Genomic DNA, 26,626 nt, shown 5'->3' with positions numbered 1-26,626 from the left:
AAGAGCATTTTTTGTCGAACGCTTTATAACTTATCACGTTCGTTATTTACGAGTCAAGAAGTTTTTTATCGAAACCTGTTAGCTTTTCTCGTATTTTGTCATCGCTCATTGGCGACAAGGAATAATCTATCACATCCTAAAATCAATTACAATACCTTTTTCAAATGTTTTTTAAAAAGGATCCATATGATTATGAAAAGGCCCTCCCCCTCCCAATCGGAATATCGTTGTAAAAACAAGAAAAAGCCTCTAACCGAGGCTTTTTCGATTCAATCTCTTATCGCTCTTATTGCGCCGTATACCCGCCATCGATGACAACAGCCTGACCGGTCACGCCTTGCGCTTTTTTGCTTGCCAAAAACACTGCGTAGTCCGCCACTTCCTGCACGCTCAGCAAACGCTTCTGCGGTACCAATGGATAAATGACTTCTTCCATTACTTTTTCCAACGGCACATTTCGAGTCGTCGCCAGATCCGCCAATTGATTTTGCACCAGCGGGGTGTCCACATAGCCAGGGCAAATCGCATTAACCGTAATGCCATCTGCCGCACCTTCCAGCGCCGCTACCTTGGTTAGGCCGATCACGCCGTGCTTGGCGCTGTTATAGGCTGCTTTTCCCGCGAAGCCGATCAATCCGTTGATCGAAGCCATATTGAGGATGCGGCCATAGCCTTGCTGCTTCATAATCGGGAATACGTGCTTAATGGCTACGAACGGAGCTGTTAGCATAATGCTGATCATACGTTCAAATCTTGCCGTCGGGAAATCTTCGATCGGTGATACGAACTGCAGTCCAGCATTATTGACGAGAATGTCCAGTCTGCCGAAAGCTTCTACTGTCTTTTGAATGCTTTCGCGCACCTGATCTTCATTGGTGACGTCACATGCCAGACTAAGCACCTCGTGTCCTTCCCCCTGCAAACGGGTGGCAGCTGCTTCTGCTGCTTCCTGATTCAGGTCCAAAATCATCACTTTTGCGCCTTCTTCCGCAAAAGTACGAGCGATCTCCAGTCCAATCCCACTCGCTGCACCTGTAACCAATGCCACTTGTTGTTGTAATAGTTTCTCCATCTCTCTATCTCCTCTCCTGTTTCGTCTGGCTGCATTTCGTGCTGTGTTATCCGAAGATGGAAATGGCAAACGCCAGGATAAACACGGTAGCTGTCTTCAGTACGGTAATGGCAAAAATGTCTTTGTACGACTGGCGATGAGTCAAGCCTGTGATCGCCAAGAGAGTGATAACAGCACCGTTGTGCGGCAAGGTATCCATACCGCCGGAAGCCATCGATGCAATGCGGTGCAACAGCTCAGGGCTGATTCCCGCTGCATTCGCCAACTCCAGATACTGCTTGCCCGCAACCTCCAGTGCAATGGACATACCGCCGGAGGCAGAGCCCGTAACACCAGCCAAGACGTTCACGGCAACCGCTTCGGAAACGAGCGGGTAGCTGCTCGCTCCTGTAATCCAGCCTTGGATCAATTTGAAGCCAGGCAGCGTTTTGACAACGTTTCCAAATCCAACCTCAGAAGCCGTGTTGAAGATTGCCAGCAAAGAACCCATCGCAGCAGCAGTCAAACCGCTCGCCAATTTGGTTTTTACTTGGTTTACGTTGATCAACAGAGCAGCAATGATCCCCAAGCTCAAGGAAATGATCAGCGCCCAGGAAGACACCACGTTTTTCACTTTATCGATTTTAAAGGACTCTTTCAGCATGCCAGCATCGTACCAGGTCTCTACATTCCAGAAACCGCGGCTGAACAGGTAGTTTCCGATCAGCACGATCGCCAGTGGCAAGATAGCCAGCCAAATGTTCATGTACGTTTGATTCTTTTGCAATTCCGGTTCGTTGATATGACCGTCACCGTAGCCTTCGCCTGCTGCTGCCGCCTGCTTGCGTCTACGCTCCAGCCAGTACATACCACCTACAAATACCATGATGGCTCCAATGATACCCACGAGAGGAGCTGCATATGCATCTGTACCGAAATACGTGGTTGGGATAATGTTTTGAATCTGTGGAGTACCAGGCAAAGCATCCATGGTGTAAGTAAAAGCACCAAGAGCGATCGTACCTGGAATCAGGCGTTTCGGGATGTTTGCTTCACGGAAAATAGCTGCTGCAAATGGATACACCGCAAAAGCTACGACGAACAGCGAAACGCCGCCATACGTCAGGATGGAACATGCAAGCACGACGGCGAGCATGGCGCGGTTGGAGCCCAATGCTTTTACGATCGAGTGGGCAATCGAGGAAGCTGCTCCACTCAACTCCATCATCTTTCCGAAAATCGCGCCAAGCAGGAATATAGGGAAAAATGATTTCACATAGTTGGCCGCGTTCGTCATAAAGGTCTCGGTATAGCTAGGCAATAGCGCGATTCCGGACAATACGACCGCGAGCAACGTAAAAATAGGAGCAAAAACGATAACTGGGTAGCCGCGGTACGCAAAAAACATTAAGAGACCGAGCGCTAAAACAATAGATAATACTTCAATGATCATACGATTCTCCTTTCAAGTACGCCTTCTTGCTAGGTCCAGGCGTCTTTGTTTCCATATCGATAAGCCCCAGCCATTCCGTTGTCATTTCCAAGAATGGACTGGCCGGGAGTTGAAACAAAGGGTCGATGCAGCATGCCTCTTCATACCCTTTACCAACTTGCCCCGAATCATCCTGCTCGCCAGATTCACCAACCAATGATCCACTGCCCCCCTCTCTTGAGCAATGTTCCCTCGCGCACTGACGGCTGAAAGAAACCGCTTACAACTTGCAATTAGCTATATTGCACAGAACGTGCCAACCTTGGATAAAATTCAAAAAACACTGTCGCATCAAGACTTCAAGCCTTTCCCCTTGATCCCACAGCGCTCTGGACCAGCTGGTTTTTCCGGAAATTCGGAAAAATACTTCCGCCATTTCGGAACGCCTTGAAAGCGCTTTAAGGAAAGGGGGATGATCCATTCCGGAAATTCGGAATACATACAAAAAAACCTGTCCAAGCGGCAGTCGGCCACTTCCCAGGTTCATCTGTGAACGTTCTCTTATTGTTTCTCCAATCTGTACTTCTCCCACTTTTCGTAGAACGTCGACTTGCTGATACGCAATAGCTTCGCGGCTTCTTGCTTGTTACCTCCCGCTTCCTTCATCGCGTGCAGCAAAGCTTCCCGCTCCGCCTGCTCCAGCGTTTCCTTCAATGGGCGAACCACAGCAGGATTGGAAAGCTCCTCGGAAGGCGCTGGAAGCCAAATGTGCTCCTTTTTCAGCACATCATCCTCCATCAAATGAAGAGCGCGCTCCAGCACGTTTCGCAGCTCCCGCACATTCCCAGGCCAAGAATAGCTGCGCATGACAGCCCAAACATCATCATCGATCGACCGGACCGTCACTCCCGTAGACTCTACCAGCTGAGCGAGCAGGTTGGAGACAAGCTCGGGCAAATCCTCCAGCCTCTCGCGCAACGGCGGAATGGACAGGGACACGACATTCAGACGATAGTAGAGATCCGCACGAAACTTCCCTTCCTTGATACTGGCGAGCATGTCCTGGTTGGTAGAGGCGATCACCCGCACGTCGATTGGCGTCGTTCGCACGGAACCGACTTTCTCCACTTCCTTTTCCTGCAATACCCGCAGCAGCTTCGCCTGCAGAGGCAGCGGCATGTCGCCAATCTCATCAAGCAGGATCGTACCGTGGTTGGCCAGCTCGAATTTCCCTTTTTTGCCTCGCCGCACCGCTCCCGTAAATGCCCCTTCTTCATAACCAAACAATTCCGATTCCAGGAGGGTATCCGGGATCGCCGCACAGTTTACCCGAATAAACGGCCCCATCTTCCGTTTGCTCTCCGCGTGAATCGCATGGGCAAACAACTCCTTGCCGGTTCCGCTCTCTCCGGTAATAAGTACCGTCGAATCGCTTTTCGCTACCTTTTGCGAGAATTGCTTGAGCTCTTGCATCTTTTGGCTGTAACCGACGATCTGATCCACATGGTAGGTCGCTCCCATTCTCCGGCGCAGCTCTTTTTTATAGTAGGTCAACTCGTCTTTGAGCTGGTCGACCATCGCTGCCAGCGACGCCAGCTCCTTCACGTCCTGAAACAGCACCGTACCGAGGACAGCAAGCACCTTCCCCTCGTCCATGATCGGGATGCGGTGGGCGATCATGCTTTGCCCTTTAATATGCTGGATGTCTGCAATCTCAGCCACACCCTCTTGGCCGACGATGTGCATCCGCGTATTCTCGATGACATCTGTGACCGGCTTGCCGATGACATCCTGTACATTCAAGAACTCGCGATAACTCCTGTTCAAGAGGAGGATTTTGCCGTCCTTATCTGTGACGATCATAGGTTCGTGAGCGTTTTCAAAAACGACTTCCAAGAGCTTGCTCATCTGCTGGAGATTCCATTCCATAACGGCTCCTCCTTTCCAGGCAGTAATTCTCTCTCTTGAATTATAGCAGGCGCATCAAAGAGAAGAACGCTTTTTGACTGCTTTCATCAGGTAGCTTGTACAAGCTTGGCCAAACGCTTTGGTGCAGAACGCAGGTATCCCTCAATCAGATAACTCTCGATCGCGTTCCAATCGGTGACGTTCTCCCCGACAATCGAGACCCAGCCATGCTGTCCAATGTAGGGTGTTTTGTAAAAATGCTCCTGCGCAAGCAAATACTCCTGCGTCGTGGGAAGCGTCTTGATGGAGAGGGTAGGGCCATCGTCCCTGCCCTCCCCCATCATCACAAACGGCTTGTCGTTGACGCGAAAAGATATGTGTCCAAACGCGTCAACCTGTTCCGCAACCTCCGGCAGACGCATCGCCAGCTTACGCACTTTTTCAACGAGAGCCAGGCCTTCCTTTGACGTAATTTGCTGGTGTCCCATCCTTTGCACTCCTCCTGTTTGATTGGTTTGTCCTCTTACCCAATCTGTTCCTTGCTTTCTCCCTGCTTTCCTTCTTGCATGCGCGTCAGCGGCATAATAAACAGCGTGCCCACGATAAAGAGCAAGGAAGCCAGTACAAAGATCGACACCAGCGAGAAATGCTCTTTTGCCATTCCTGCCACACTCATCGTCACCACCATCGAGCCAGTGTACATCGGAATCAAAATACCGTTTACCCTCCCGATGAACGCACTCTCGGTATGCTTCAGGAGCAGGGTGTTGATCCCGATCTGAATACAGGGCAGAAGCAGCCCGCTAAACAGCTGCGCAGCTAAAGTCAGCCACAGGTGAGTAGAGAGTCCGGCTACGGCGAGTGCGATCGCATTTCCCAGCATCCCGATGATGAGCAGCTTTTGCGGGGCGACTGTTTTCGCAAAGCTCATAGTCAAGCCTCCCCCTGCAATCATCCCAATCCCTTGCAGCATGAGGAGCCATTGCAGACTTTCTTTTGGCAATCCCAAACGTTCCGTCACTAGAAAAATACTGAGCGGCTGCACGAGGCCAATCGCGAGTCCAGATGCCAGAAAGCACAACCCGATCAGCGTCAGCACGCGATTTTCCCGTACATAGCGCATCCCGCTTGCCATGTCAGCCCACAGGGTGGAAGGCTGCTTCGCTTTCTCTTCTACTGGGTCGGCCGGCAAAAAGAACAGGACCAGGGCCGAAAGCATGAACGCCAATGAGGTAACGACCATCGACATGACCATCCCAAAGGACTGGAAGACAAACGTGCCGAGGATCGGCCCCAGAACCATGAAGATCGCAAACAGCGTCTGGTACATCGACATCCCTGCTTGCAGCTGCTCGGCTGGCACATGCAGCTTGAACAGCTTCATCCCCGCCGGCTGGGAAAACTGTGACAAAATCGCAGAAATCAACGTCACGAAGAAGACCGCTTTCCATGTTCCATACATAAACGTCAGGAGCACCGCGATCACGGATATCGCGCTGATCAGATCACACCAGACCATGGTGCGTTTCGGTCTCCAACGGTCAACAAAGGTTCCGGCGAGAAACGAAAACAGAAAGATCGGCGCATACTCGGCAACCGAGATCATGGAAATCGCCAGAGGATCTCCCCCTGTATGATCCATGACGTAGAGCAAAATCGCGAAATTGCGTACCCATACCCCAATTTGCAAGAACAGGCCTGAAAGCAAGATGGCCCGCACGTAACGATTTTGAAAGAGTCCAGACATCAAAAAACCTCCTTATCCATTTTTTCTGGACAGGAGGCATCGCATACCATCACAAAAAGACATAGAAACCCGTTCAACGACACACGGGAGCTACCATCCATTTGCCAATATGCACATACTAATCCTATCCAGAAAAGCGCATCGTTTTTGATTTCGAATGCTTTTTTTGGAAATAGGAATTAGTACTTCATTGGCTTGATGGTCACCCTTTCGTGTTAGAATGCTCAAAGCATAACATACATAAAAACCCTGATCAAGAAATAATCACCAGAGCCTGTCTGTTTCTTTTTGGTAAAGATCGAGGAGGAAAACGCATGGAATTCAAGATTCTCGTCGCAGATGACGAGCAGTCCATCGCACAAGCCATCGCCTATGCCCTGCGGCGGGAAGGATTTATGGTAGAAACGGCGGCAGATGGAGAGGAAGCTTTAGAAAAAACCGAGACCTTTCAACCGCAGGTGCTCGTACTGGACGTCATGATGCCGAAGCTGACGGGATTCGACGTGTGTCGCAAACTGGGGAATCGCAGCGATTTGGGGGTCATCCTGCTGACGGTAAAAAACGACATCGTCGACAAGCTCATCGGCCTTGAGCTGGGAGCAGATGATTATATGACCAAGCCTTTCGACATGAGAGAAGTCGTGGCCCGCGTGAAAGCCTTGTGCCGCAGACTGGAAAAGAATGCAGCCCCTCCAGTGCCAGCAGCCATTTCCGTCGGTAGGCTCACGCTCCAGCTGGAACAGCGGACCGCCGTTCTGGATGGTCAAGCTCTCACTCTCACGCCGAAGGAATTTGATTTGCTGGCCTTGCTGCTCTCCCATCTAAAAAGAGTCTATACGCGAGAAGAGCTGCTCGATCAAGTATGGGGACTAGACTACGACGGCGGCACCCGAACGGTGGACATCCATATCCAGCGGCTGCGCGCCAAGCTAGGGAGTCATCACCAGCATTTGCTGCAAACCGTCTACGGAATCGGATACAAGGCTGTCGGTGAACCCGAATGAGAGTCAGTCTGAAATGGAAATTCACCTGGTTCCTCGCTGCTCTCTTGTTGTTTACCATCGCGATTCTCAGCAGCTTGGTCTTAAATGGAGTCGCCCACTATCAGCAGAAGCAGATGGAAGCGATGCTCGCCCGGCAGGTCCAGACCGCCCAAACGCAAGTCACGCAGCAATACGCAAGTGGAACTCAGGTATCTCCCCGCACGTTTCTGCATGTCGAAGGCCAGAAGCTGGCAGTAGAAGCAGGTGCGACGAGCGGCATGCGGGTAATCCTATACGACGCAGACGGTACGCTCGTAGGAGACTCGCTGCCCATGACCGGGCGAGCAGAGGTGCAGGATGCCCTGCAAGCTGCCCTGGACAACAAGATCGCTTATATAACGGAAGGAGACTCGCTGCAATACCTCGCTCCCGTTTTCGGGCCAGAAGGTCAGTTGGGTGTCATTCAGCTTCAAACCTCCTTGACTGCCCAGCACGCTTTTTATCAGCAGCTTCTTTGGCTCTTTCTATCCGTCGGGGCTGCTGTTCTGCTGATCAGTTTCCTTTTCGGCCTGTTTTACATGAATCGGCAAGCCCGCGCGATTGCTCAGTTAAAAACCGAAACGGACCGGATTCGCACAGGGAAGTATAGCAGCACTCCTGCTCTCGCTCGGCAGGATGAGCTGGGAGAGCTTGGCCAAGGCATATTTGAGATGAGTCAGGCTATCGAGTCGATCCTCCGCTCTCAAAAGCAGTTCATCAACAACATCAGTCACGAATTCAAAACACCACTGACTTCGATCAAAGCCTATGCCGATCTGCTGCACATGTACGGGGACGATCCCGCCATGATTCGAGAGTCCAGCGAAGCGATCCAAAAGGAGTCGTCCCGCTTATACGAGCTGGTAGAAACGGCTTTGCGGCTTGCGGCTTTGGAATCATACGAGTTTGCTCATCAACCGGAAAGGGTCGATGTCCATACGCTGCTCGAGGACCTGTGTGCTCGCTTGAACGGAAAGGCAAACCAGCAAGGCATCACCTTCCACACCCAGCTTCAGCCTGCATCCATCTGGGCAGACCGCGCGAGCATGGTACATATTTTGCTCAATCTGCTGGATAATGCTATCAAGTACAACACGCAGCACGGAACCGTGACTGCCATAACTCGGAGACATGGAAGCCAGGTAGAGGTCATCATCCGCGATACAGGAATCGGCATACCAGAGGAAGCGAAGCAGCGGATTTTCGAGCCATTCTACACCGTTCATGCAGATCGGGCACGTCAATCGGGTGGGACAGGTCTTGTGCTAGCACTGGTACATCAGCTGGTTGAAAAGCAGGACGGACAAATCCGAATCGAGGACGGACCGGATGGACGCGGGACGAGTGTCATGCTCCGATTCGACGCGTACTTTTCTGATGGATTGTTACAAGTTTGAAACATGTTGAAATCTTAGCGAGATCATCTGGGGTTACACTCAAGATAAGCACAAAAGGAAGGAGGCTATCGCTCTCATGGTGGCGCAAAAGCTTCCGACCCCATTGCACAGAGCTGTCCTAGCGGCTGCGACCTTTTTGGTATGCTCTTCGCTCGTATTGCTGACAGGCTGCGGTCCGCAGGGCGACAGGAAGCTGACGGTTTTGGACCCTCCTGTCCGCGATGAATCGGAAGCACTCTCTTTAGAACGAGTCGACCGAATCGATGGTCTGCTCACCTTTGACTGGATCTCCGAAGATGAGGTGCTGTCCAAAGCTGCGGAAGCTCCCCAGGGCTCCTTTGTGATTCGCCATTTGCAATCAGGCATAGCTCAGCCGACGAATCTGCAGGCCAAAGCAACGGCAGATGTCTCGTACGACCAAAAGCATCTATTTTTGCTCGATGATCTATCGGCCAGCATGGTGACGCTGGAAACAGACCAGATTCTCCCCCTAGCGATCGGAGATGACCACGTTTCCTGGATCATACGTGAAGCACACGGAGCTTGGGTGGACAACCAGACCTACCTGCTGCCGATTGTCAGAGGAAAAAATGAATATGGCGTAGCTTTTGTGAAAACAGACGGTACGGTGACCCCGCTTTCCCTTCTAAATGCGGAACAGCCGATCCTCAAGGCGTTTGCGAAGCAAGATCACCTGTATCTCCTCGATGCTGAGCAGAAACTGTGGATCGTGGAGAAAACGAATTTGGCTGCCCGCGTCCTGCGCGAACAAGTGGCTGATTTCGCCCTCTCCCCCGACGGTGACACGCTTGCTATCGCGGCTCGTACGGCCGCTGACGAAATCAGCTTGTTTTTCTCGTCACCGTTGGGAGAGGAGACGGGCACGCTTGTCGCAAAAGGACGGGTGCTTCAGCAGCTCTCGTGGTCGCCAGACAGACAGAGACTCGCCTTTACTGCATTCAGTCTCGGCCAAGGCATGAGCGGACTTTTCGTGATTGACGCCAAGACCGGCAGCACGCTGCCCCTCTCCACGCACTCCAATCTAGAAAGTCCGATTATCTGGAGCCCTACAGGACGTCAACTGTTCGTGAGTGAGAGCGATCGCTACTCCGAAGACGGAAGCGCCCATACTACGATCTTTCGTCTTACGTCCCAATAAAAATGGAGTGATGGATAGAATGAAACGCTACAAATGTACCCTAATTCCGCTCCTCGCCGCCTTTGCCCTTTTGACGGGCTGCGGGAGCCAAGACAAACAGCTGACGGTTCAACCTCCGCCTGCTTCATCAGGCAATGCCGCCACCCCTGCGAGCCCGGATCAGAATGGTTCCAAGGCGGATATCGAAGTCCTCCAGCAGCTGCAGGTGACCGTCAACCAAGCCAAGGAAGCGCGGGAGGTGACCGCTTTTCTCGATGAACATCTGAAGCAGGTAGATGCCAAAACGGCAGACCAGATGTTTTTGGCTCTGGAGTCTTTTTACGCGAGCCATGTTTCCGTTGTAAATGACAATTTTCGCAATCTGTTGCAGCAGCCGGGCGTGACGGATCAGCTGTACGCACTCGACTATCCGTACGACTTCAACAAAATCCAAAACGACGACAAGCTCAAGCAGTGGCTGCAAACCCAAACGGCAGGCAAGCTTACGCTCATGGCAACCTCCGACATGTCGTTGTACTGGCAAGTCGACTACCCTGCCCTGCAAGCAGCCTACGGGAATTTTTTATCGAACGACCTGAAAGAATACCTCGCGATTCAAGTGACAGAAGGAAACAAAGCATACACAGGCGACGGCGGGCTGCAGATTTCCCGTGAGGATTTGGGCAAGCGTTTGATGACAGCGGAAAACTATCTGACTGTATATCCTGCCGGGCTCAAGAAGTCCCAGATCCAGACACTCTACACCGATTATTTGAAAGCCTACTTGTCGGATTACCGATACGATGCCATCGACGAAAGCACGATGAAGCTTCTCCCGGCCGTAAAGAAAAACTATCAGAGCTTTGTGAAGACACGCCCGGACAGCAAAACGGCCGACATCGTGACAGCCTACGTCTCGCTTTTGCAGGAAAACCAGGATGTGATCTACGAGTTTGGCCAAAAAGGCGTCAGTATCATCGGGGACCCCAAGCCGAACATCGCCCAGTTTTGGGACAGTCTGCCTGAGCGAGTCAATCAAGCGTTCCAAGCAAAGAAGTAAGCCAGCAAAAAGCTCTGCCGCATTCAGGCAGAGCTTTTATCGTGTTCTCTCTAGAGATTTTGTTCAAATAGGAAGTAAATGTAGTCGTGAGAAGCTCCTGCATGACCCAGCTGGCGGAGCATGGCGGAAATGTTCCCCCGATGATAGGTTCCGTGGTTGACGACGTGCTGGACAATCTCACTGTAGGGAACATGAATGGTTCCCATGGCCGGGTGTGTGTAAGGAGCTTTTGCATCCAGATCGGTTTGCGCAAAAAAGTCTTTGAACTTCTCCCCGATCTCCATAAAGCCTTCGCGCAGTTCCTCTGGCCCTTTGCCCTCCAGCTGCTGCGACAGTGCACCGACGATCTTCCCGACGTTTTCGTAGCTTTCCCCTTTCATCGCAAGCAGCCACACATGATCCGTCCGAAGCATGTGCTGCAGTGTCTTTGTGATCGTCGGAAACACGCTAGGAATTTCCTGTTCACAGAGCTCTTGTGGCACTTCCCTCAAGCGTTGAAAGACCCTTTCATTCGCCCACAAATGGTAATCATAAAAACGGACAGCATCCTGTTTCATGCAAGCTTCCTCCATTCATTCTCCTTGGGATAGCTCAATCATATACTGGCTTCCCTGACAGCTTCAGTCAGTGAATATTAAGTGGATTGATAGTAATGCAATAAATCAGCTGCGATGGCAGCCAAACGGTCCTTTAAGAAGGACGGCTCCTGTACCCGAATCGCTTTCCCGAATGGCAACAGAATATGAGGGACATGCGTGTGGACGAGCTGTTCATCCAGTTGGAAATGAGCTTCCTCATTTGTCCGCTCCACCAGCGTCCTCCCGAGAAACCAGTGCCCGCACAAATCGTTCAGGGCTTGCTTTCTCCCGATAATTTTGATGGAAATCGGTTTTTCCTGTCGATCCGCGTCAGATAAAAGGCTAGATAGAAAATAGTGCCGCGCGGAGAACATCGCAGGTCGTTGAAATGTCGAATCCGTGCGCGTCATGTTTCCAATCCGATCGACACGAAAGCTGCGAATGTCACCGCGCAAATGACAAAAGGCGACGACGTACCAGGTGGCTTTCCAGTGAACGAGGCCGTATGGATCGATCTGCCTTGTCTGATATTCGGTCTGGAAGTTTTTCTGATAATCCACGATGAGGGTGTGCTCGTTGGCGACGGAGATCTCCAGCTCTTGCAGCATCGACGCCAGCAACGGATTGGCCGGTGGTAATATGACATCAAAGCCTCTGCTGTGGCGTTCGATGGCGCCTCGCTGTTCTTCGTTGGTGTACCTTTTCAGCTTGGTGATCGCCCGATCCAAATCTTCCCCAAACGGATACCCCGCTTCTTGGGCGAACACTGCGGCGTGAATCAGCGACTTTTGTTCATTCAAATCAAAGAGCAGAGGAGCATCCGTAAAGGGCTGGAGCAAGCTGTACCCGCCGTTATGGCCCGAGTCTGCGACGATGGGGACGCCGCTCGCACACAGAGCGTCAATGTAGCGGTAAACCGTTCGAATATTCATTTCCAATGCTTCTGCCAACTGCTTGGCAGTCAAACGTTTTCCAGTCTGCAGCAACCACAGAATAGACAGCATATTATCCGCTTTGGACATATTGTTCCCCTTTTTCCTATTGCTCGTATTATTTCCCTATTTTAACAATTCCAAGCCTTGGAAACCAACAAAAAACCCTCCCGCTCATTGCTGTGCGGAAGGGCCTCCCTTTGGTTCCTTTTCCTTTAGGATTTCATCCTGAGCAACCTCATGCTGTTCAAAATGACGATCAGCGCAGCTCCCGTATCGCTCAGCACTGCCAGCCACAAGGTCAGCCACCCTGGGAAAATTAAAACGAGTGCCAAGAGCTTGATGACGATCGAGAACCAAATGTTTTGTTGAATGATCTGCAATGCTTTGCGGCTGATGTTCACCGTATGGGGCAGCTTTTCCAGGTTATCTGCCATCAGCACAACATCAGCTGTTTCCATGGCAGCATCTGTACCCGCTCCGCCCATGGCAATACCCAAATCGGCGGTTGCAAGAGCAGGTGCATCATTGATCCCGTCTCCCACCATCGCAACTGTCTTGCCTTCCTGCTGCAGCTTTTGAATCGCCGCGACTTTATCCTCCGGCAAGAGCTCCGCAAAGTAACGACTGACGCCCGCTTGGCTCGCCACCTTTGCCGCCGTGCCTGCATTGTCTCCAGTCAGCATGATACTCTCTTGAATACCAGCAGCCTTCAGCTTGCTGATCGCCCCTACGGAGATATCGCGAATGGTATCTGATACGGCAATCAGCCCGAGAATGGACTGGCTGGTCCCGACCATCACGATGGTATTGCCTTCGTTTTGCAGGGACGCGATCTGCTCGCTCCACGCTGCCAGCGAGATGCCCATTTCTTCAAACAAGGCGGGTTTTCCTGCGTAATACGACTCCCCGCCAATCTTGGCTTCCGCCCCTTTTCCCACGATGACACCGAAGTCCTCCCCTGCTAACGGAGCGATCTTCCTTTCGCCTGCATACGTCAAGATCGCCTGTGCAATCGGATGTCGCGAGTGTTCCTCAATCGTACGGGCGATGGCTAACACTTCGTCCTCTTTGCCGGGAGCCGCGAGCATTTGTGAGACCTGCGGCTTGCCCTGTGTCAGTGTACCGGTCTTGTCAAAAGCAATCGCGTTGATCGCCCCGGCCTTTTCCAAAAAGGCACCGCCCTTGATCAAAACCCCGTTCCGCGCGGCATTCCCAATGGCGGACACGATCGCTACCGGCGTCGAGATGACCAGGGCACATGGGCACGCTACGACCAACAGCTCCAACCCTTTATAGAACCATTCGCCCCACGTTCCCCAACCGAACAACGGGGGAAACACGATCACCAAGAGTGCCAGCACCAGGACAATCGGGGTGTACCAAGCCGCAAATTTATCGACGAACGCTTGCGTCGGCGCTTTTTTCTCCTGCGCCTCCTCGACTAAGTGAATGATTTTTGCAATGGCGGTATCTTCAACCAGCCTCGTCACTTTGACTTCCAGCGAGCCGCTCTCGTTGACACTGCCCGCAAAGACGGTGTCACCTGGCTGTTTGTCGACTGGAATGGACTCCCCCGTAATCGGCGCCTGGTTGATACTGGATGTACCGAAAAGAATTTCACCGTCCAACGGCACTTTCTCACCTGGCTTAACGACGATGATGTCACCGACACCCACATCCTCCACAGGCAGCCTGACCATCGACTCTCCCTTTTTCACCCAAGCCTCTGCGGGCGCCAGATCCATCAAGGTGCGAATCGAATCACGCGTCTTCTCGATGGAGTTCGTTTGCAGCCAATTCCCGATGGCGAAAAGCCAGACGACCGTCGCTCCCTCCAGCCATTCTCCGATCAGAGCTGCCCCGATCGCTGCCACCGTCATGAGCACATTCATGTCCAACGAACCGCTTTTGATCGCGTAAAAGGCACTGCGAGCAGGTCGATAGCCACCGATGATCATGGACAAGGCATAACAAACAGTCAAAAGCAGCTCAGGCAAGCTCGTAAAGGAACCCAGGAAGCCTAGTGCGAGCAGCACGCCAGAAATGGCCGCAAGCCGCGTCCCCATGCTGTCCTTCGCTTCTGCCTTACTCGATTTGCCCCGAGCAAGGGGGCTGGCAGCATATCCCGCCTTGGACACCTCGCTTACAATCGCTTCATCAGATAGTCCCTCTTGCACAATCTGCATCTTGCCGGTAGAAAAATTGACAACGACATTCTGAACCGCTGCGAGTGATTTCATATGTTTTTCTAAGGATTTGGCACATGAACTGCAATCCATGCCTACAATACGGTATACAGCTGCCCGTGATAAATCCGCAACAGCCACAGCTTCCTCTGCCCCCATGACAGGCAGCAGCTTCATCTCGTGCGAATGGTGGCTGTCTGACCTATGTTCATGGCCAGCCGCGCTGTTCCCGGCGCTACAATGATGATGATCGTTGCAGCAGGCACCTTTATTTTTGTCCGCTGACATCTGCTCTCACCTATTTTCCAATCCCGTATTTTACTCGGATCCACTTATCATTCAAACGAATATTTAATTATTATACTATCCGAACCATTCCCGTGATTCAAGGATAGAATTTGATTTTTCCGCCTATTTCCCTCATGCATGCGAGCGTCCCGAAAAAAAACAAAGAGGCTTCCCTTTTAAAGAAGCCTCTGAACGGTTTATCGAGCTGTGTTTTCAGTTGGGTTCGGCAGGGTTTGCCAGCGCTCGCCACAATCCAGGCAAAGGCATTTGATCACTTTTCGCTTCTCCAGCGACAAACGAATGGCAAAGAGCACAAACGCACCCATCAACCCGAGAAACAGGAAAATGACTGGCGTCCCTTTCATAACAATCCCGATCCAGCCCAAGACCACCAGCACAAGAGCGTACAGAATCGTATAGAGCCGTCGATTGATGGACTCAGTAAAGTCGATTTTTTTAGAACCGCATTTCGGGCATTTCGGGCATTTCTGAGGTACGTTCATGATTTTTCCCAATTCCTTTCCCCGTCAAACGTGACAAGTAAACACGTCCATTTTACACCAAAAAATAAGGAGGAACTACCACGCCACCAAAATGTCGTTTTTCCTTCCCAGTTTTCATACGAATGACTATAATAGGAAGACATTGTAATGAGGCAAGAGGTGAAGTCGGGTGTCTCCAAAAGAACAGGACGATATTTGTGAGGTTCAATGCTTTGATGACGAAAAGGTGAATCGTTTAAAGCCGTTCGCAGCCGAATCATTGGGAGTTGCGAAGATTTTCAAGGCGCTGGCTGATGATACACGCGCGAAAATCATTCACATTTTGTCATTGGAAGACGAGCTCTGCGTCTGTGATATCGCCGCGATTATTGGCAGTTCGATCGCCAATACGTCTCACCATTTACGGCTGCTGCGTAATATGGGACTTGCCAAGTATCGGAAAGAAGGAAAGCTCGTTTTCTATTCCCTCGATGATGACCACGTGCGTCATCTCATCTCGGCAGGCGTCGAGCACGCCAAGGAGCAGCGGGTTCCCGTGCATTCCGAAAGCAACGGATAAGAAAACAACAGAACGTCTCATGAGAAAACTTGGTAAGAAAACCTCTATCGTGGCCAACTCAAGGAGGAGCGACCGCGTTTTAGCGAAAAGTTTTACCGAAGTGATGCCAGAAGCGGACGCTGAGGCACTTCGTCATGCGCTCCGGAATTCATAAGCATGACGCTTATAAATTCCTACACGTTAAAAAAAGCCATCGCTGCACAAACGGGAGTCAGTCCCCGCTGTGTGTCGATGGCTTCTTTATTGGGGTTTGATCATGGAAGCTGACGAGGCAAAAAAAGAGGCGCTCACTGGATTGATGCGCCCCTTTTTGTATCGTTGGTTTTGGCTTTATCGGATGTAGCGTTTACGCGTTTTGGCCATCCTGCAGCAGGCTGAACACACGGTTCGGGCTGATTGGCAGGCGGTCGATTTTGATGTTGAACGGAGACAGTGCGTCTACTACCGCATTCGCAATAGCTGCCGGCGAAGAAATCGCGCCGCTCTCCCCTACTCCTTTGACACCGAGCGGGTTGCGCGTGGAGTAGTATTCCTGCTCGCCTTGAATCGCTTTCGGCACTTCCATCGCGGTCGGCATCAGGTAGTCCATGTACGTACCTGTCAGCAGCTGACCGTTGTCATTGTAGACGATTTCCTCGTACAGAGCCGTGCCCAAACCTTGTGCGAAGCCGCCTTGCACCTGGCCTTCCACGATCATTGGATTGATGACGCGGCCGCTGTCGTGCACGATGTAGTAATTGTTGATTTTGACGAAGCAGGTCTCGATATCCACTTCCACCTCTGCGACGTGGAAGGAGGACGAGTACGTAACTGTCGGCGGCACAAAGTAATGGGTAGCTTCCAAGCCCGGCTCCATGCCTGGTGGTACCTTGCAGCGAGGACCTGGTGCTGCTGCCTCGTATACTTGCGCAAACGTCATTTTTTGCTCGGGATCCTTTTCCGAGTAAACGACGCCATCCTTCATCGTCAGTTCCTCTGCCGGGATGCCCATTACGTGTCCTGCCACCGCCAGCACTTTCGTACGCAGTTTTTCTGCAGCGAAGTGGGTAGCAGAACCTGCGTTTACCGCGCTGCGGCTCGCATACGTACCGGCACCGAAGCCCAGTAGTGCCGTATCTCCGCATTTGACGGTTACTTTGTCCAATCCGACATTCAGGACATCTCCTGCGACTTGCCCGAAGACAGTCTCATGGCTTTGTCCTTGCGGGGAAGAGCCTGTGTGAATCATCAGCTGTCCGAAAGCATCGATCGCCGCCTTAGCGCCCTCGAACGGTCCCACACCGGTTCCTTCTACGTTGGAGGAAATCCCGATCCCCACGTATCTGCCTTCTTTTCTCCACGCTTCCTGCTTCGCGCGGATATCTTTGTAGCCGGACATTTCCAGCGCCATTTGCATCGCTTCCGGATAGTCGCCGCTATCGTAGATCAGCTCGCCGCCATCTTTATAGTACATCCCTTGGCTATACGGCATTTCCTCGGCCGGAATGATATTTTTCATCATGACTTCTGCCGGATCCATATTCAGATGACGAGCAATCATGTCCACCATCCGGTCCATTGCCAAAACAACTTCCGGTCTTCCCGCACCGCGGTATGGCACGTTCGGGGTTTTGTGCGTCAACGCAATCTTGCATGTCAGGTCGAATACCGGGATTTTGTAAGCGCCACGGAAATGCGCCGCACTGTTGTACGCGCAGGTGAAAGCGAAGTAGTTGATCGCACCGACGTCCAGCACGAAATGATCGCGCAGGCCGAGAATGGTACCGTCGTTCATGAAGGCCACTTCAATATCGTGAATTTGGTCACGGGAATGGCGAGCCGCACTCATGCTTTCGATGCGGTCCTCGATCCAGCGAACAGGGCGTTTCAGCTCTCTCGCCAGGAAAGCCAGCATGACTTCCTCGGCATAGAGCCCCCCTTTTGGTCCAAAGCCACCGCCTACGTCAGGAGCCGTTACGCGGATATTTTGTTCCACGAGTCCCAGGATCTTCGCGACATAGTGACGTACCTCAAAAGGCATTTGGGTAGAGGACCAAATATGCAGCTGGTCGCCGCGGCTTTCGTAATCAGCCACGACACCACGCGTCTCGATCGGATTGGAGGAAACCCGTGGAGAAGTAAAGCGGCCGCTCAGTACGTGATCAGCCTTTTTCAATACGTCCTCAAAGTCTCCTACTGGCAAATGGAAGTACGCTTGCAGGTTGTTCTCCATGCTCTCCTGTACGAGCGGAGCTCCCTCTTCCAGTGCTTTGAACGGATCCACGACAGACGGGAGTGGTTCGTAATCGACTTTGATCAGGGCTGCCGCATCCTCTGCGACATAACGGTTTTTCGCTACCACACATGCAACGCTTTGTCCCACGTACATGACTTTTCCCTGCGCGAGAACCGGCTCTTCATTATTGAACATGAACGGTTTGATCTGGTCCTCGATATGCTTCGGCAGGCGACAGTGGGAGTCAATCTGGGTAAGCGGCTTTACTCTTCCTACCAGATCCGCCCCTGTGTAGACTGCGTACACACCTTCCAACGCCTTTGCCGCTTCTACGTCGATATTTTTGATCTTCGCATGCGCATGTGTGCTGCGCACGAAGGTCGCTTCCACCATTCCCGGCTTTTTGATATCGGCGACGAACATTCCTGTACCCGTGACCATGCGATAATCTTCTTTACGTCTCAAGCTTTGTCCAACTAGAGTTGCCATCGGTTCACTCTCCTTGTTTGGCAAGCGCTTGGGAAGCCTGCTCTACTGCTTTGACTATGTTTGCGTAGCCTGTGCAGCGGCACAGGTTACCGGAAATAGCTTCGCGAATCTCGTGCTCGTTCGGGTTCGGGTTTTCGTTTAGGAAATCGACGAGTGTCATCATGAAGCCTGGCGTGCAGAAACCGCATTGCAGAGCATGGTTGTCGGAGAATGCCTGTTGCAGCGGATGCAGGGTCCCATCTTCTTTTACCAAAAACTCAACAGTCTCGATACTGCTGCCATCTGCTTGAACCGCGAGCATCAGACAGGAGCGCGCAGCCTTTCCGTCTACCAATACCGTACATGCCCCACAGACACCGTGCTCACAGCCCAAATGCGTACCTGTCAGATTCAGATGATCGCGAATGAAGTCAGCCAAAAGCATGCGTGTCTCTACGGTTTCCGTCAGCTGCTTTCCGTTTACGGTAACGGTAATTTCTCTTGTGTTCATCCCTTTGTCCCTCCCGCCCGTTTCAAAGCTGTTTGCAGCGCACGCTTGGTCAATGCTTTTACCAAAGAGCGTCTGTACTCCACAGAACCGTGCAAATCGCTGTCCGGCTCTACTTGTTCACTTGCCAGCACACTGGCCTCTTCCAGAACCTCGTCTGTAGGCTCTTTGCCTATCAAGAATTCTTCTGCATCCTCCAATACGCAAGGTACCGGGTTTGCTCCACCAGCCGCGAGTCTGGCCAAGGTAATTTCGTTGTTTTCATCCAGGTCAATGACTGCCGCGATTTCAACCAAGGCAAAGTCACCGTGACGTCTTGATACTTCTGTAAATTCATAGCCCGCTGTTTCCGGAAGAATCGGGAAGCGCAGCTCTTTGATCATTTGGTCTGGCTGCAGGGAAGTCAGCAAATACGTGAGGAAAAACTCATCAGGTGTAACCGTTTCTTCACCGTCCGCATGGGCGATGACAATCTCTCCACGCAGTGCGGCAATCACACAGGGAAGCTCTGCAGACGGGTCCGCATGGGCGATACTTCCGCCAATCGTTCCTCTGTGGCGAATCTGGGGATGCCCGATCCAGCGAACCGCCTCAACCAAGAGGGGACACAGCTTTCGAACCAACTGCGAAAACTCCACGTCGCGATGCTTCGTAAGCGCACCGATCACGAGGTAGCCATCTTCTTCGCGAATATAGGAAAGATCCTCAACGCGACCGATATCAATCAAATACTTCGGTGTGGAAAGCCGCATGTTCAAAACCGGAATCAGGCTCTGGCCACCGGACATAATTTTTGCATCCTCGCCCAGATCAGCAAGGTATTGAAGCGCTTCCTCCAAACTCGACGGACGCAGGTATTCAAACGCGGCTGGTTTCATTTACGGTCCTACCTCCCCAGTTGTTTTTCGATTGCTTTGAAAAACTGCCCTGCCATAAACTTCGCGATTCCGCCGAGTACACGACCACCTACGCTGGCGATCATTCCGCCTACTTCTGCGTCACAATCCCAAGTCAGGGTACAGCCTTTATCGGTTTCTACCAGCTTGCAGTCCATTCTGGCTTTCACGTGCCCCGGTGAACCGCTTCCTTCTGCCAAGAGAACATAGTGGGAGCCTTCGACGATATCTTCGAGCTTTACTTGACCGATGTATTCACCTTTTACAGCAGCAACACCCAGCTTCAAAACGACATCGTACTCTCCGTTCTCCTTGAGCACCAAGCGCTCACAGCCAGGAATCGCCCCTTTTAAAATTTCTGGATTATGCAAAGCATCCCAAATATTCTGACTCGACTCTTTAAACTTCGTCTCGCCCGCTAAATTCATATCTTTCACTCCCCGCTGGCATCTTGTTGCCGTTTCCTACAGTTTATCCTTGATTTTATATAATTAAAAATACATAATCATTTATAAATCGATAGACAAATCGACATATGAAAGTGGGATGCGTATGGATCTGCTACAACTAAAATACTTTCAAGTCGTCGCTCGTCTGGAACATATGACGCGAGCCTCCGAGGAGCTTCATATTTCCCAGCCGTCCCTAAGTAAAATGATCAGCCGACTGGAGAAGCATCTCGGGGTCCCCCTGTTTGACCGCCATGGCAAGCAAATCCGTCTCAATCGCTTTGGGCAAGCCTTTCTCAAACGCGTCGAGCGTGTCTTCTCCGAGCTGGAGGAAGGGCAACAGGAGTTGGCTGACCTGACTGGATTGGAACGTGGACAAGTTTTTCTGGCAGCTGCTACGGGCCGCTTGCTTCCGGAGCTGCTCAGTGCTTTTCTCAAGCGTCATCCTCACGTCAATGTCAAGCTGTTGCAAGGCTCCACGCAAGAATGTCAAAATCTTTTGGAACGCGGAGAGGTCGACCTGGCGATTACTCATCCGCTCATTCAGGAAGAACGCATCCAAAGCGTTTCCTTGTTGACAGAAAATATGTTTCTTGCGGTTCCGCCTGACCACCGCCTCGCCAACGCAGACAAGGTATCCCTGAGCGAAGCCGCCACAGAAACCTTCATCGGTCTCACCAAGACGTACGAATTGACAGAAACGACAACCAACATGTGTCTGCAAGCCGGATTTACTCCGAATTTTGCCTTTGAGTGCAACGATGCAGAGGTCATCCTGCGCATGGTTAACAACGGACTGGGCGTCGCCCTCATTCCAGAGCATTGGTGGACCTACAACCAGCACTGGTGGACACAATCCCCGGAAAAACGGGAAGCCCAAGCACCTGTTTACTTGCCCATCGTCGATCACTACTCCAAGCGGGTCGTGGGGCTATCCTGGGTAAAAGCCCGTTATCTCACCATGGCTGCCCGCGAGCTGCGCGATTTTACCATCAGCTACTTTGAAGAGATGAACCAAGATTCCATGTAAATTTTTTCCTGAATACTCTTAATTTTTTTAATTCAAAAAGTTCGAAAGCGCTTTCCTTTGTAGAAACGGAAATAGGATTTACCCATGGGTATCAGCCTTTGGATAAATCCTATTTCTTTTCTATCTATTTCTGATGCAGCCGCGGGTCTATTTCCTGAATCCGTCGATAGTCATCGGGAGTATCTACATCGAGATTCCAGCTTGCACAATCAAAGCTGACCGTTTTCATGTGAGCCTTGTATTTGACGATCACATCTTTGCCGCCCTGATCCCCCGTCACCAAGCGAAGCTCCTCCATCAAAGTACCGTCAAAAAGCACGGGATGACCAGCGATGCCCGCGTAGAAGGCTCGCACGATCTTGGTTCCTTCTGCCCGACTGTCTTCGTAGGTACGGATCAAAGCTTGTACCACTTCGTCCGGCACATACGGCTGGTCTGCCAAAAATACGAGGACTGCATCAACGCGCCCACTAGCAGCAGCAATCCCTACTCGCAGAGAAGATGCCATTCCCGTCGCATACTCACGGTTGTCCAGCACCTCTACCTCTGGCAAATCACTTGTCAGCCGGCGCAATTCTTCCGTTTGTTCTCCGCCCACCAACAGAACCGGACTCAGATCATTCGCGATTGCCCTCTCAACACTGTGACGAAACAACGGTTTCCCCTGCAGAGGCAAAAACTGCTTGGCCTCCCCCATGCGCCGCGACAGTCCTGCCGCCAGTACAATCGCACCGATTTTAGGCATGGATCTTGCTCTTTCCATGCAGCGGAAGGGCTTGTCTGCTATTTCTTTCTGCCATCAGCTGTGACACGATACTCATCGCCACCTCATCCATCGTTTCTGCTCCCAGGTCGAGACCGATCGGGGCATGGATCGGACCGCTTGAAAGCTTGCGATCAATCTGTACCAGCATTTCTTCTGTCCGTGTCAGAGGACCCAGCACTCCGATAAATTTCGGATCACTGCGCAAAGCCAGATCCAGGGAAGCTTGATCACGCTCCAAATGATGATTCATGATCACCCACCAGCTGTCTGAAAGCGCCGCTGGGTCTACCTCTGTTGCTGACTGGACAATCTGACGTGCAGCAGGGAAAGCTTCCGGTGTATTAAAGCCGCTTCGCGGGTCCAAAACGGTGACCGAAAAGCCCATACGCGCCGCCATTTCAACAACAGGTCGTGCATCAAGCCCCGCACCCGCTACAACTAATCGCTCGCTCGGTTTTACCACATCGATATAAAAACGTCTGCCTTCGAAGACAAAGACTTCTGCACGTGTCTGGCGAGCAAAGCGCTGTCTGGCATGGCGAAAGACTTCTTCCGGCAGCAAGTCGCCTTCTCGCGCGACCATTTCGTTCTCTGTCAGCAGCGCACGTGACCCGTTGATAATTTCAATAATCAAGGAAACACTTTGCTCTCGCTGAAGCGCTTCGTCTACCTGCAACCAAAAGCGGTCTTGCGGATCCACAGGCAGGATGCCGATCTCCAGCGAGCCCTTACAGCCAATCCCCAGGCTCCACACTTCACTTTCGCTCAGGTCGTATCGCTGCAGACGAGGTTCTCCTGACTGCATGGCTTTTTCAGCCCAGCCGAACAGATCGCTTTCCAGACAGCCCCCACTTATCGTCCCAAAGATACGTCCATCCTCTGCCATCATTACCTTCGTACCTGGCAAGCGGTAAGCCGACCCTTGTACATTCATGAGCATAAGCAGTGCAGCCTTGTGACCTTCCTGCCAAGCCATCCTGATCTGATTCATCACTTCCCGAAACTCCTGTAAACGTGACATTTCGGCACCCTCCTTGTGAAATCCTCTTGTTGTACTTTCGAGTTGATTAGTAGCCTTTGCGCATCAGTACCAAGCACAGTACCAGTGAAATGACGATAAAGCTCATCAGCGCCAGGAAGCCCCCTGTATAGGAACCAGAAGCTTGGCTTACAGCACCAACTACGATTGGCCCGACAGCCGCCAGGGCATAGGAAACGCTACCAAAAATACCGCCAATACGTCCCATTACTCGCGGCGATGCCACTTTATGCAGCATCGTCATGGTCAGAGCAGCCGGCATCAGCAAAACGCTGATCAACAGAATGCTCAATAGCTGTGCGCCCATGACACTGCTGGTAAACATCGACAGCAACAAGAAAATAATAATCAGTGCACTTGCTCCGCCAACAAATACAGCGCGCTTCATGATTTTGTCAGACAAGAAACCCGAACCCATTTGAACGAGAATCGCCAAGCCATAGCCGGCAGCATTGACAAAAGCAGATTGTACGAAAGGAACTTGTTTGACTTCCGTCAGATAGCTGGGAAGGAATGTGGAAATTCCGAAGAATCCGATGGAAACACAGCCGTAAACCGCAACCAGCATCCAGAAGATAGGGTTTTTCAAAACCGCTTTTACTTCACTCGTGTCCGCAATCTCTTTCTTTACCGTGCTTGCGCCTTTTTCGATGTACTCTTTCTCAGCCGCATTGACGGCACGGTGTTCGCCCGGGCTGTTGCGGACCATCAGCCAGAACATGACCAGACAGAGAAGGGACACGGCACCAAGCGCATGATAGCTCTCTCTCCACCCATAATTTTGCGCGACGATCGCGATAATCGGCAAACCGATCACCGGACCCAAGGAGTTACCATTGAACCAAAGTGCCTGTGCTTTTGCTTGCTCGTTCGCAGGGAACCATTTGGCCGTCAACGTCAATGCGATGGGATACAGGACACCTTCACTCAAGCCAAGAATAGAACGGGACCAGAACAGAGCCGATACGGACTCAGCCATTCCCCCCAGAACCATTGCAACTACCCAGAAGAAAATACCGATGAGACCACTCTTACATGCACCAATACGGTCAACAACAAAACCCCAACCGAATTGCCCAATAGCGTAGGTAATCAAGAAAATACTGCTCAATGTACCTTTGATCGCGCCATCCTTAATGCCCAAATCCTGCAGGAAAGGCTTGTTCGCCAGCAAAATGTTGATGTTGGACTTGTCAATCATCGACACGGTGAACAAAATAAGTAGCGGCAAACCGATCTGAATCCATCTTGCTCTTGTCATTTTTCCAGTTGCTGCTTGCGCTGTAGTCCCCAGTTGGCTCAAATGAATACCCCCTATTGTTTTTCTTGCTACCCCCCCATTGTACGTTCGATTTTTTATTATTTTAAATATAAAAAGAATTATTAAATCATTCTTAAAAACTCATAAGCCAATAATGATGACCATCCGCGCCCGACTTTTTGCAAAAAAACCTTTTCAAAATCAGAGCTTTGGCAAAACACCCGCTCTTCTCCTTTGTCTGGCCTATCATAGTTTCTATGGAATATGAAAACGACTCTTTGGCACTCCATCAAGAGGAAGATGCTATAGCAACTAATTTGGGTAAAAAATGTATCTTTTCCTATATATAGGGTAAAGTTGCTATAGCAACTACGAATGCCTCCTCTCAAAAGTGAGGCTAACTACCAAATCACGAGTGCAACGATTGTGGAGAGAATCAAGCCCACCACGACGGGTAAAAAGTTTTTCCGCGCCAAGTCAAAGGCAGATACTCCGCAAAATCCGGATACAGCCACCAGCGAAGACCAAGCTACCAGTGTTCCGCCCCCTGTAAAGATCGTTCCTACCTGACCGATCGCCGCCAGAGTCGAAGCGTCCACTCCCGATCCTTGTGCCAATGCGCCAGAAAGTGATCCCGCTAAAGTCAGACCTGCAAATCCTGAGCCATCCAGCCCGGTAAGCATTCCTACAAACAAAATGCCGAATGCCGTTAAGAACGAGCTTTGTGGAACATAAGCTTGCGCACTCTGCACGAGGTCAAACAAAAATGCCGGTTTCGCAGCATCCTCTGCCAGCGACAAGATGCTTCCAGTGAAATCGCTGCTGCCCATGAAGAAAAATCCAGCAATCGGAATGACGGCCCCCATCACCCGAAATGCAACGACAAAGCCTTCTGTCAGATGGTCGCCGATTTTATCAAACGCTTTCATTCCTTTTGCCGCCAAAGTCGCCAGGATCAAAAGCATAACGGCTGTCCCGCAAATGAGAGCAGCTCCGTCCCCGCCAATCAAACCACCTTCGCGACCTTCGATAACCTTTGTGCTGATCATATAGCCTACGACGACGAGCATGGTCAGCGGAACGATGATAGCGAATGCCTTTCCCCACTTGGTTGCCACGCTTTTCGGAATCGCATCTTCCGCTGTTGCAGACATCTCACTGGCGGCCTGCCCTTGGGCACCTACGCCTTGCAAAATAGCGAGTTCCTGCTCTACTTCGACGCTGTTTGGTTTGCGGATCTGCTTGCGCATCACGACATATGCGATGGCAATGGACGTCAGCCCGGTGATCAGCGACAATACCAAGGATTTGTCTGCCACGAGAGCCGTATCAATCCCTGCCGCTGTAGCAGTCACCATAGGGACGACCTGCATGACATAGTCAGAGGCCAGTGCCATCCCCTGCCCTGCCAGCGCTACCGCCACCGCTGCCCCCATCACGGGCAATCCGGCACGAACCGCTGCCGGGACCAGCAAGGCACAGATCAATGGGACCGCTGGCGTCGGCCAGAAGAACAGCGAAATCACATACGTAATACCGACCAGAACAAAAAAGGCAACGTGACCGTTTACCATATACTTTTGAATCGGGGCAATCATCTGTTTGTCTGCGCCCAGATCCTTCAATGAGTTAAGCAAGGCAACCATAAAGGTCATGATCAGAAAAATATTGAACAGTTCTTTAGCCGCTACTAGATTCGCGTTAAAAACGGCGGTGAGTCCACCAACCATGCTCCCCTTATACATCCAGGCTACGAGCAGCGTACCGATTAAGGTGGGGATGACAACTCCTCGGCGGAAAATAATGGCCGCAATAATGACCAAGGTAACAAAGGCGAACATCCAATGTGCTGCAGTCAATGCCATAACTTGAACACCTTCTTTCACAGGATATTAACTCCGTCATCCGCAAATTTGCGATAACGGCTGAAAATTAGTTGCCATAGCAACCACTGCGCCTGGCTTGTGACTATCACGAAAGCTTACTACAACCGCTTACAGGCCACGCCTACTCCTCCCCCTTTTCATCTCGAATGTCATCTGAAAATAGCGATGCGTTTCTTTTGCCAGCTCAAAAGAACGTAGCTGCGCCCCCTTACTAACTGTGCTGCTATCTCGTTACACCTTCATTGTACTTTTGTTTTTTTATAATTTTAAATATAAAAACAATTATTACATCATGCTTATAGCC

The 26,626-nt window shown here is 51.4% G+C and carries 24 protein-coding genes; 6 read left to right on the top strand and 18 right to left on the bottom strand.

Annotated elements, in window-relative coordinates:
* Positions 1 to 286: 286 nt before the first annotated feature.
* From EDM59_RS21545 to EDM59_RS21520, 6 genes are all read right to left on the bottom strand, one after another.
* On the bottom strand, positions 287 to 1,072 hold the full coding sequence (locus tag EDM59_RS21545; RefSeq protein ID WP_122925504.1) for a 3-hydroxybutyrate dehydrogenase: 786 nt from the start codon (positions 1,070 to 1,072) through the stop codon (positions 287 to 289).
* A 46-nt stretch (positions 1,073 to 1,118) separates the two neighbouring features.
* Positions 1,119 to 2,504 carry a GntP family permease gene (locus EDM59_RS21540; protein ID WP_122925503.1) on the bottom strand — a complete coding sequence of 462 codons (1,386 nt, stop codon included), beginning with the start codon at positions 2,502 to 2,504 and terminating at the stop codon, positions 1,119 to 1,121.
* Positions 2,494 to 2,700, bottom strand: a complete 207-nt coding sequence (locus EDM59_RS21535) for a hypothetical protein (RefSeq protein WP_122925502.1) — start codon at positions 2,698 to 2,700, stop codon at positions 2,494 to 2,496. The genes EDM59_RS21540 and EDM59_RS21535 overlap by 11 nt, the downstream gene beginning before the upstream one ends.
* A 344-nt stretch (positions 2,701 to 3,044) precedes the next feature.
* On the bottom strand, positions 3,045 to 4,412 hold the full coding sequence (locus EDM59_RS21530; RefSeq protein ID WP_122925501.1) for a sigma-54 interaction domain-containing protein: 1,368 nt from the start codon (positions 4,410 to 4,412) through the stop codon (positions 3,045 to 3,047).
* Between the two features lie 86 nt (positions 4,413 to 4,498).
* Complete coding sequence (locus EDM59_RS21525; protein ID WP_122925500.1) at positions 4,499 to 4,879, bottom strand: MmcQ/YjbR family DNA-binding protein; 381 nt, start codon at positions 4,877 to 4,879, stop codon at positions 4,499 to 4,501.
* Between the two features lie 35 nt (positions 4,880 to 4,914).
* Entirely contained in the window at positions 4,915 to 6,138 is a 1,224-nt protein-coding gene (locus EDM59_RS21520; protein ID WP_122925499.1) for an MFS transporter, read from the bottom strand.
* Between the two features lie 314 nt (positions 6,139 to 6,452).
* Here EDM59_RS21520 and EDM59_RS21515 point away from each other — a divergent pair, with 314 nt between their 5' ends.
* The 4 genes from EDM59_RS21515 (at position 6,453) to EDM59_RS21500 (ending at position 10,755) form a co-directional block, all read left to right on the top strand.
* Positions 6,453 to 7,142 (top strand): response regulator transcription factor, encoded by a 690-nt coding sequence (locus EDM59_RS21515; protein ID WP_122925498.1) that lies wholly within the window; start codon positions 6,453 to 6,455, stop codon positions 7,140 to 7,142.
* The gene (locus EDM59_RS21510) at positions 7,139 to 8,557 is read left to right on the top strand and encodes a sensor histidine kinase (protein WP_122925497.1); all 1,419 of its coding nucleotides are present in this window, start codon (positions 7,139 to 7,141) and stop codon (positions 8,555 to 8,557) included. Before EDM59_RS21515 ends, EDM59_RS21510 begins: the two co-directional genes overlap by 4 nt.
* Positions 8,558 to 8,633: 76 nt before the next feature.
* Positions 8,634 to 9,716, top strand: a complete 1,083-nt coding sequence (locus EDM59_RS21505; RefSeq protein WP_122925496.1) for a TolB family protein — start codon at positions 8,634 to 8,636, stop codon at positions 9,714 to 9,716.
* Positions 9,717 to 9,735: 19 nt separating this feature from the next.
* Positions 9,736 to 10,755, top strand: coding sequence for an ATP-binding protein (locus EDM59_RS21500; RefSeq protein ID WP_122925495.1), 1,020 nt, complete (start codon positions 9,736 to 9,738; stop codon positions 10,753 to 10,755).
* Positions 10,756 to 10,805: 50 nt separating this feature from the next.
* On the opposite strand, the gene EDM59_RS21495 is transcribed toward EDM59_RS21500, so the two are convergent.
* The 4 genes from EDM59_RS21495 to EDM59_RS21480 form a co-directional block, all read right to left on the bottom strand.
* Positions 10,806 to 11,312, bottom strand: a complete 507-nt coding sequence (locus tag EDM59_RS21495; protein WP_122925513.1) for a DinB family protein — start codon at positions 11,310 to 11,312, stop codon at positions 10,806 to 10,808.
* Positions 11,313 to 11,389: 77 nt separating this feature from the next.
* Entirely contained in the window at positions 11,390 to 12,355 is a 966-nt protein-coding gene (locus EDM59_RS21490; protein ID WP_122925494.1) for a helix-turn-helix transcriptional regulator, read from the bottom strand.
* A gap of 125 nt (positions 12,356 to 12,480) precedes the next feature.
* Entirely contained in the window at positions 12,481 to 14,742 is a 2,262-nt protein-coding gene (locus EDM59_RS21485) for a heavy metal translocating P-type ATPase (protein ID WP_122925493.1), read from the bottom strand.
* Between the two features lie 197 nt (positions 14,743 to 14,939).
* A complete protein-coding gene (locus tag EDM59_RS21480) occupies positions 14,940 to 15,245 on the bottom strand; it encodes a hypothetical protein (RefSeq protein ID WP_122925512.1) in 306 nt (101 codons plus the stop codon).
* Positions 15,246 to 15,414: 169 nt separating this feature from the next.
* Here EDM59_RS21480 and EDM59_RS21475 point away from each other — a divergent pair, with 169 nt between their 5' ends.
* Entirely contained in the window at positions 15,415 to 15,804 is a 390-nt protein-coding gene (locus EDM59_RS21475; protein ID WP_122925492.1) for an ArsR/SmtB family transcription factor, read from the top strand.
* Between the two features lie 346 nt (positions 15,805 to 16,150).
* On the opposite strand, the gene EDM59_RS21470 is transcribed toward EDM59_RS21475, so the two are convergent.
* The 4 genes from EDM59_RS21470 to EDM59_RS21455 are packed head-to-tail and all read right to left on the bottom strand — an operon-like array spanning position 16,151 to position 20,319.
* The gene (locus EDM59_RS21470) at positions 16,151 to 18,508 is read right to left on the bottom strand and encodes a xanthine dehydrogenase family protein molybdopterin-binding subunit (RefSeq protein ID WP_122925491.1); all 2,358 of its coding nucleotides are present in this window, start codon (positions 18,506 to 18,508) and stop codon (positions 16,151 to 16,153) included.
* A gap of 4 nt (positions 18,509 to 18,512) precedes the next feature.
* Positions 18,513 to 18,998 carry a (2Fe-2S)-binding protein gene (locus tag EDM59_RS21465; protein WP_122925490.1) on the bottom strand — a complete coding sequence of 162 codons (486 nt, stop codon included), beginning with the start codon at positions 18,996 to 18,998 and terminating at the stop codon, positions 18,513 to 18,515.
* Positions 18,995 to 19,873: an FAD binding domain-containing protein gene (locus tag EDM59_RS21460; protein WP_122925489.1), complete on the bottom strand. Its 879-nt coding sequence runs from the start codon at positions 19,871 to 19,873 to the stop codon at positions 18,995 to 18,997. Before EDM59_RS21460 ends, EDM59_RS21465 begins: the two co-directional genes overlap by 4 nt.
* 8 nt (positions 19,874 to 19,881) lie before the next feature.
* On the bottom strand, positions 19,882 to 20,319 hold the full coding sequence (locus EDM59_RS21455; protein ID WP_122925488.1) for an SRPBCC family protein: 438 nt from the start codon (positions 20,317 to 20,319) through the stop codon (positions 19,882 to 19,884).
* 124 nt (positions 20,320 to 20,443) lie between these two features.
* Between EDM59_RS21455 and EDM59_RS21450 the strand changes: the two genes are divergently transcribed.
* Complete coding sequence (locus EDM59_RS21450) at positions 20,444 to 21,370, top strand: LysR family transcriptional regulator (protein WP_122925487.1); 927 nt, start codon at positions 20,444 to 20,446, stop codon at positions 21,368 to 21,370.
* Between the two features lie 124 nt (positions 21,371 to 21,494).
* Here EDM59_RS21450 and EDM59_RS21445 read toward each other — a convergent pair whose 3' ends face one another.
* The 4 genes from EDM59_RS21445 to EDM59_RS21430 form a co-directional block, all read right to left on the bottom strand.
* Positions 21,495 to 22,115, bottom strand: coding sequence for a nucleotidyltransferase family protein (locus EDM59_RS21445; RefSeq protein ID WP_183192997.1), 621 nt, complete (start codon positions 22,113 to 22,115; stop codon positions 21,495 to 21,497).
* Complete coding sequence (locus EDM59_RS21440) at positions 22,108 to 23,157, bottom strand: XdhC family protein (RefSeq protein WP_122925485.1); 1,050 nt, start codon at positions 23,155 to 23,157, stop codon at positions 22,108 to 22,110. Before EDM59_RS21440 ends, EDM59_RS21445 begins: the two co-directional genes overlap by 8 nt.
* A 46-nt stretch (positions 23,158 to 23,203) precedes the next feature.
* Positions 23,204 to 24,478: an MFS transporter gene (locus EDM59_RS21435; protein ID WP_122925484.1), complete on the bottom strand. Its 1,275-nt coding sequence runs from the start codon at positions 24,476 to 24,478 to the stop codon at positions 23,204 to 23,206.
* Between the two features lie 359 nt (positions 24,479 to 24,837).
* Positions 24,838 to 26,301 (bottom strand): hypothetical protein, encoded by a 1,464-nt coding sequence (locus EDM59_RS21430; RefSeq protein ID WP_122925483.1) that lies wholly within the window; start codon positions 26,299 to 26,301, stop codon positions 24,838 to 24,840.
* Between the last annotated feature and the right edge of the window lie 325 nt (positions 26,302 to 26,626).

Origin of the sequence: Brevibacillus nitrificans (assembly GCF_003710965.1) — a bacterium.
Classification (GTDB): domain Bacteria; phylum Bacillota; class Bacilli; order Brevibacillales; family Brevibacillaceae; genus Brevibacillus; species Brevibacillus centrosporus.
The sequence above is the reverse complement of the archived record's forward strand: the minus strand, read 5'-3'. Positions and strand labels throughout refer to the sequence as shown.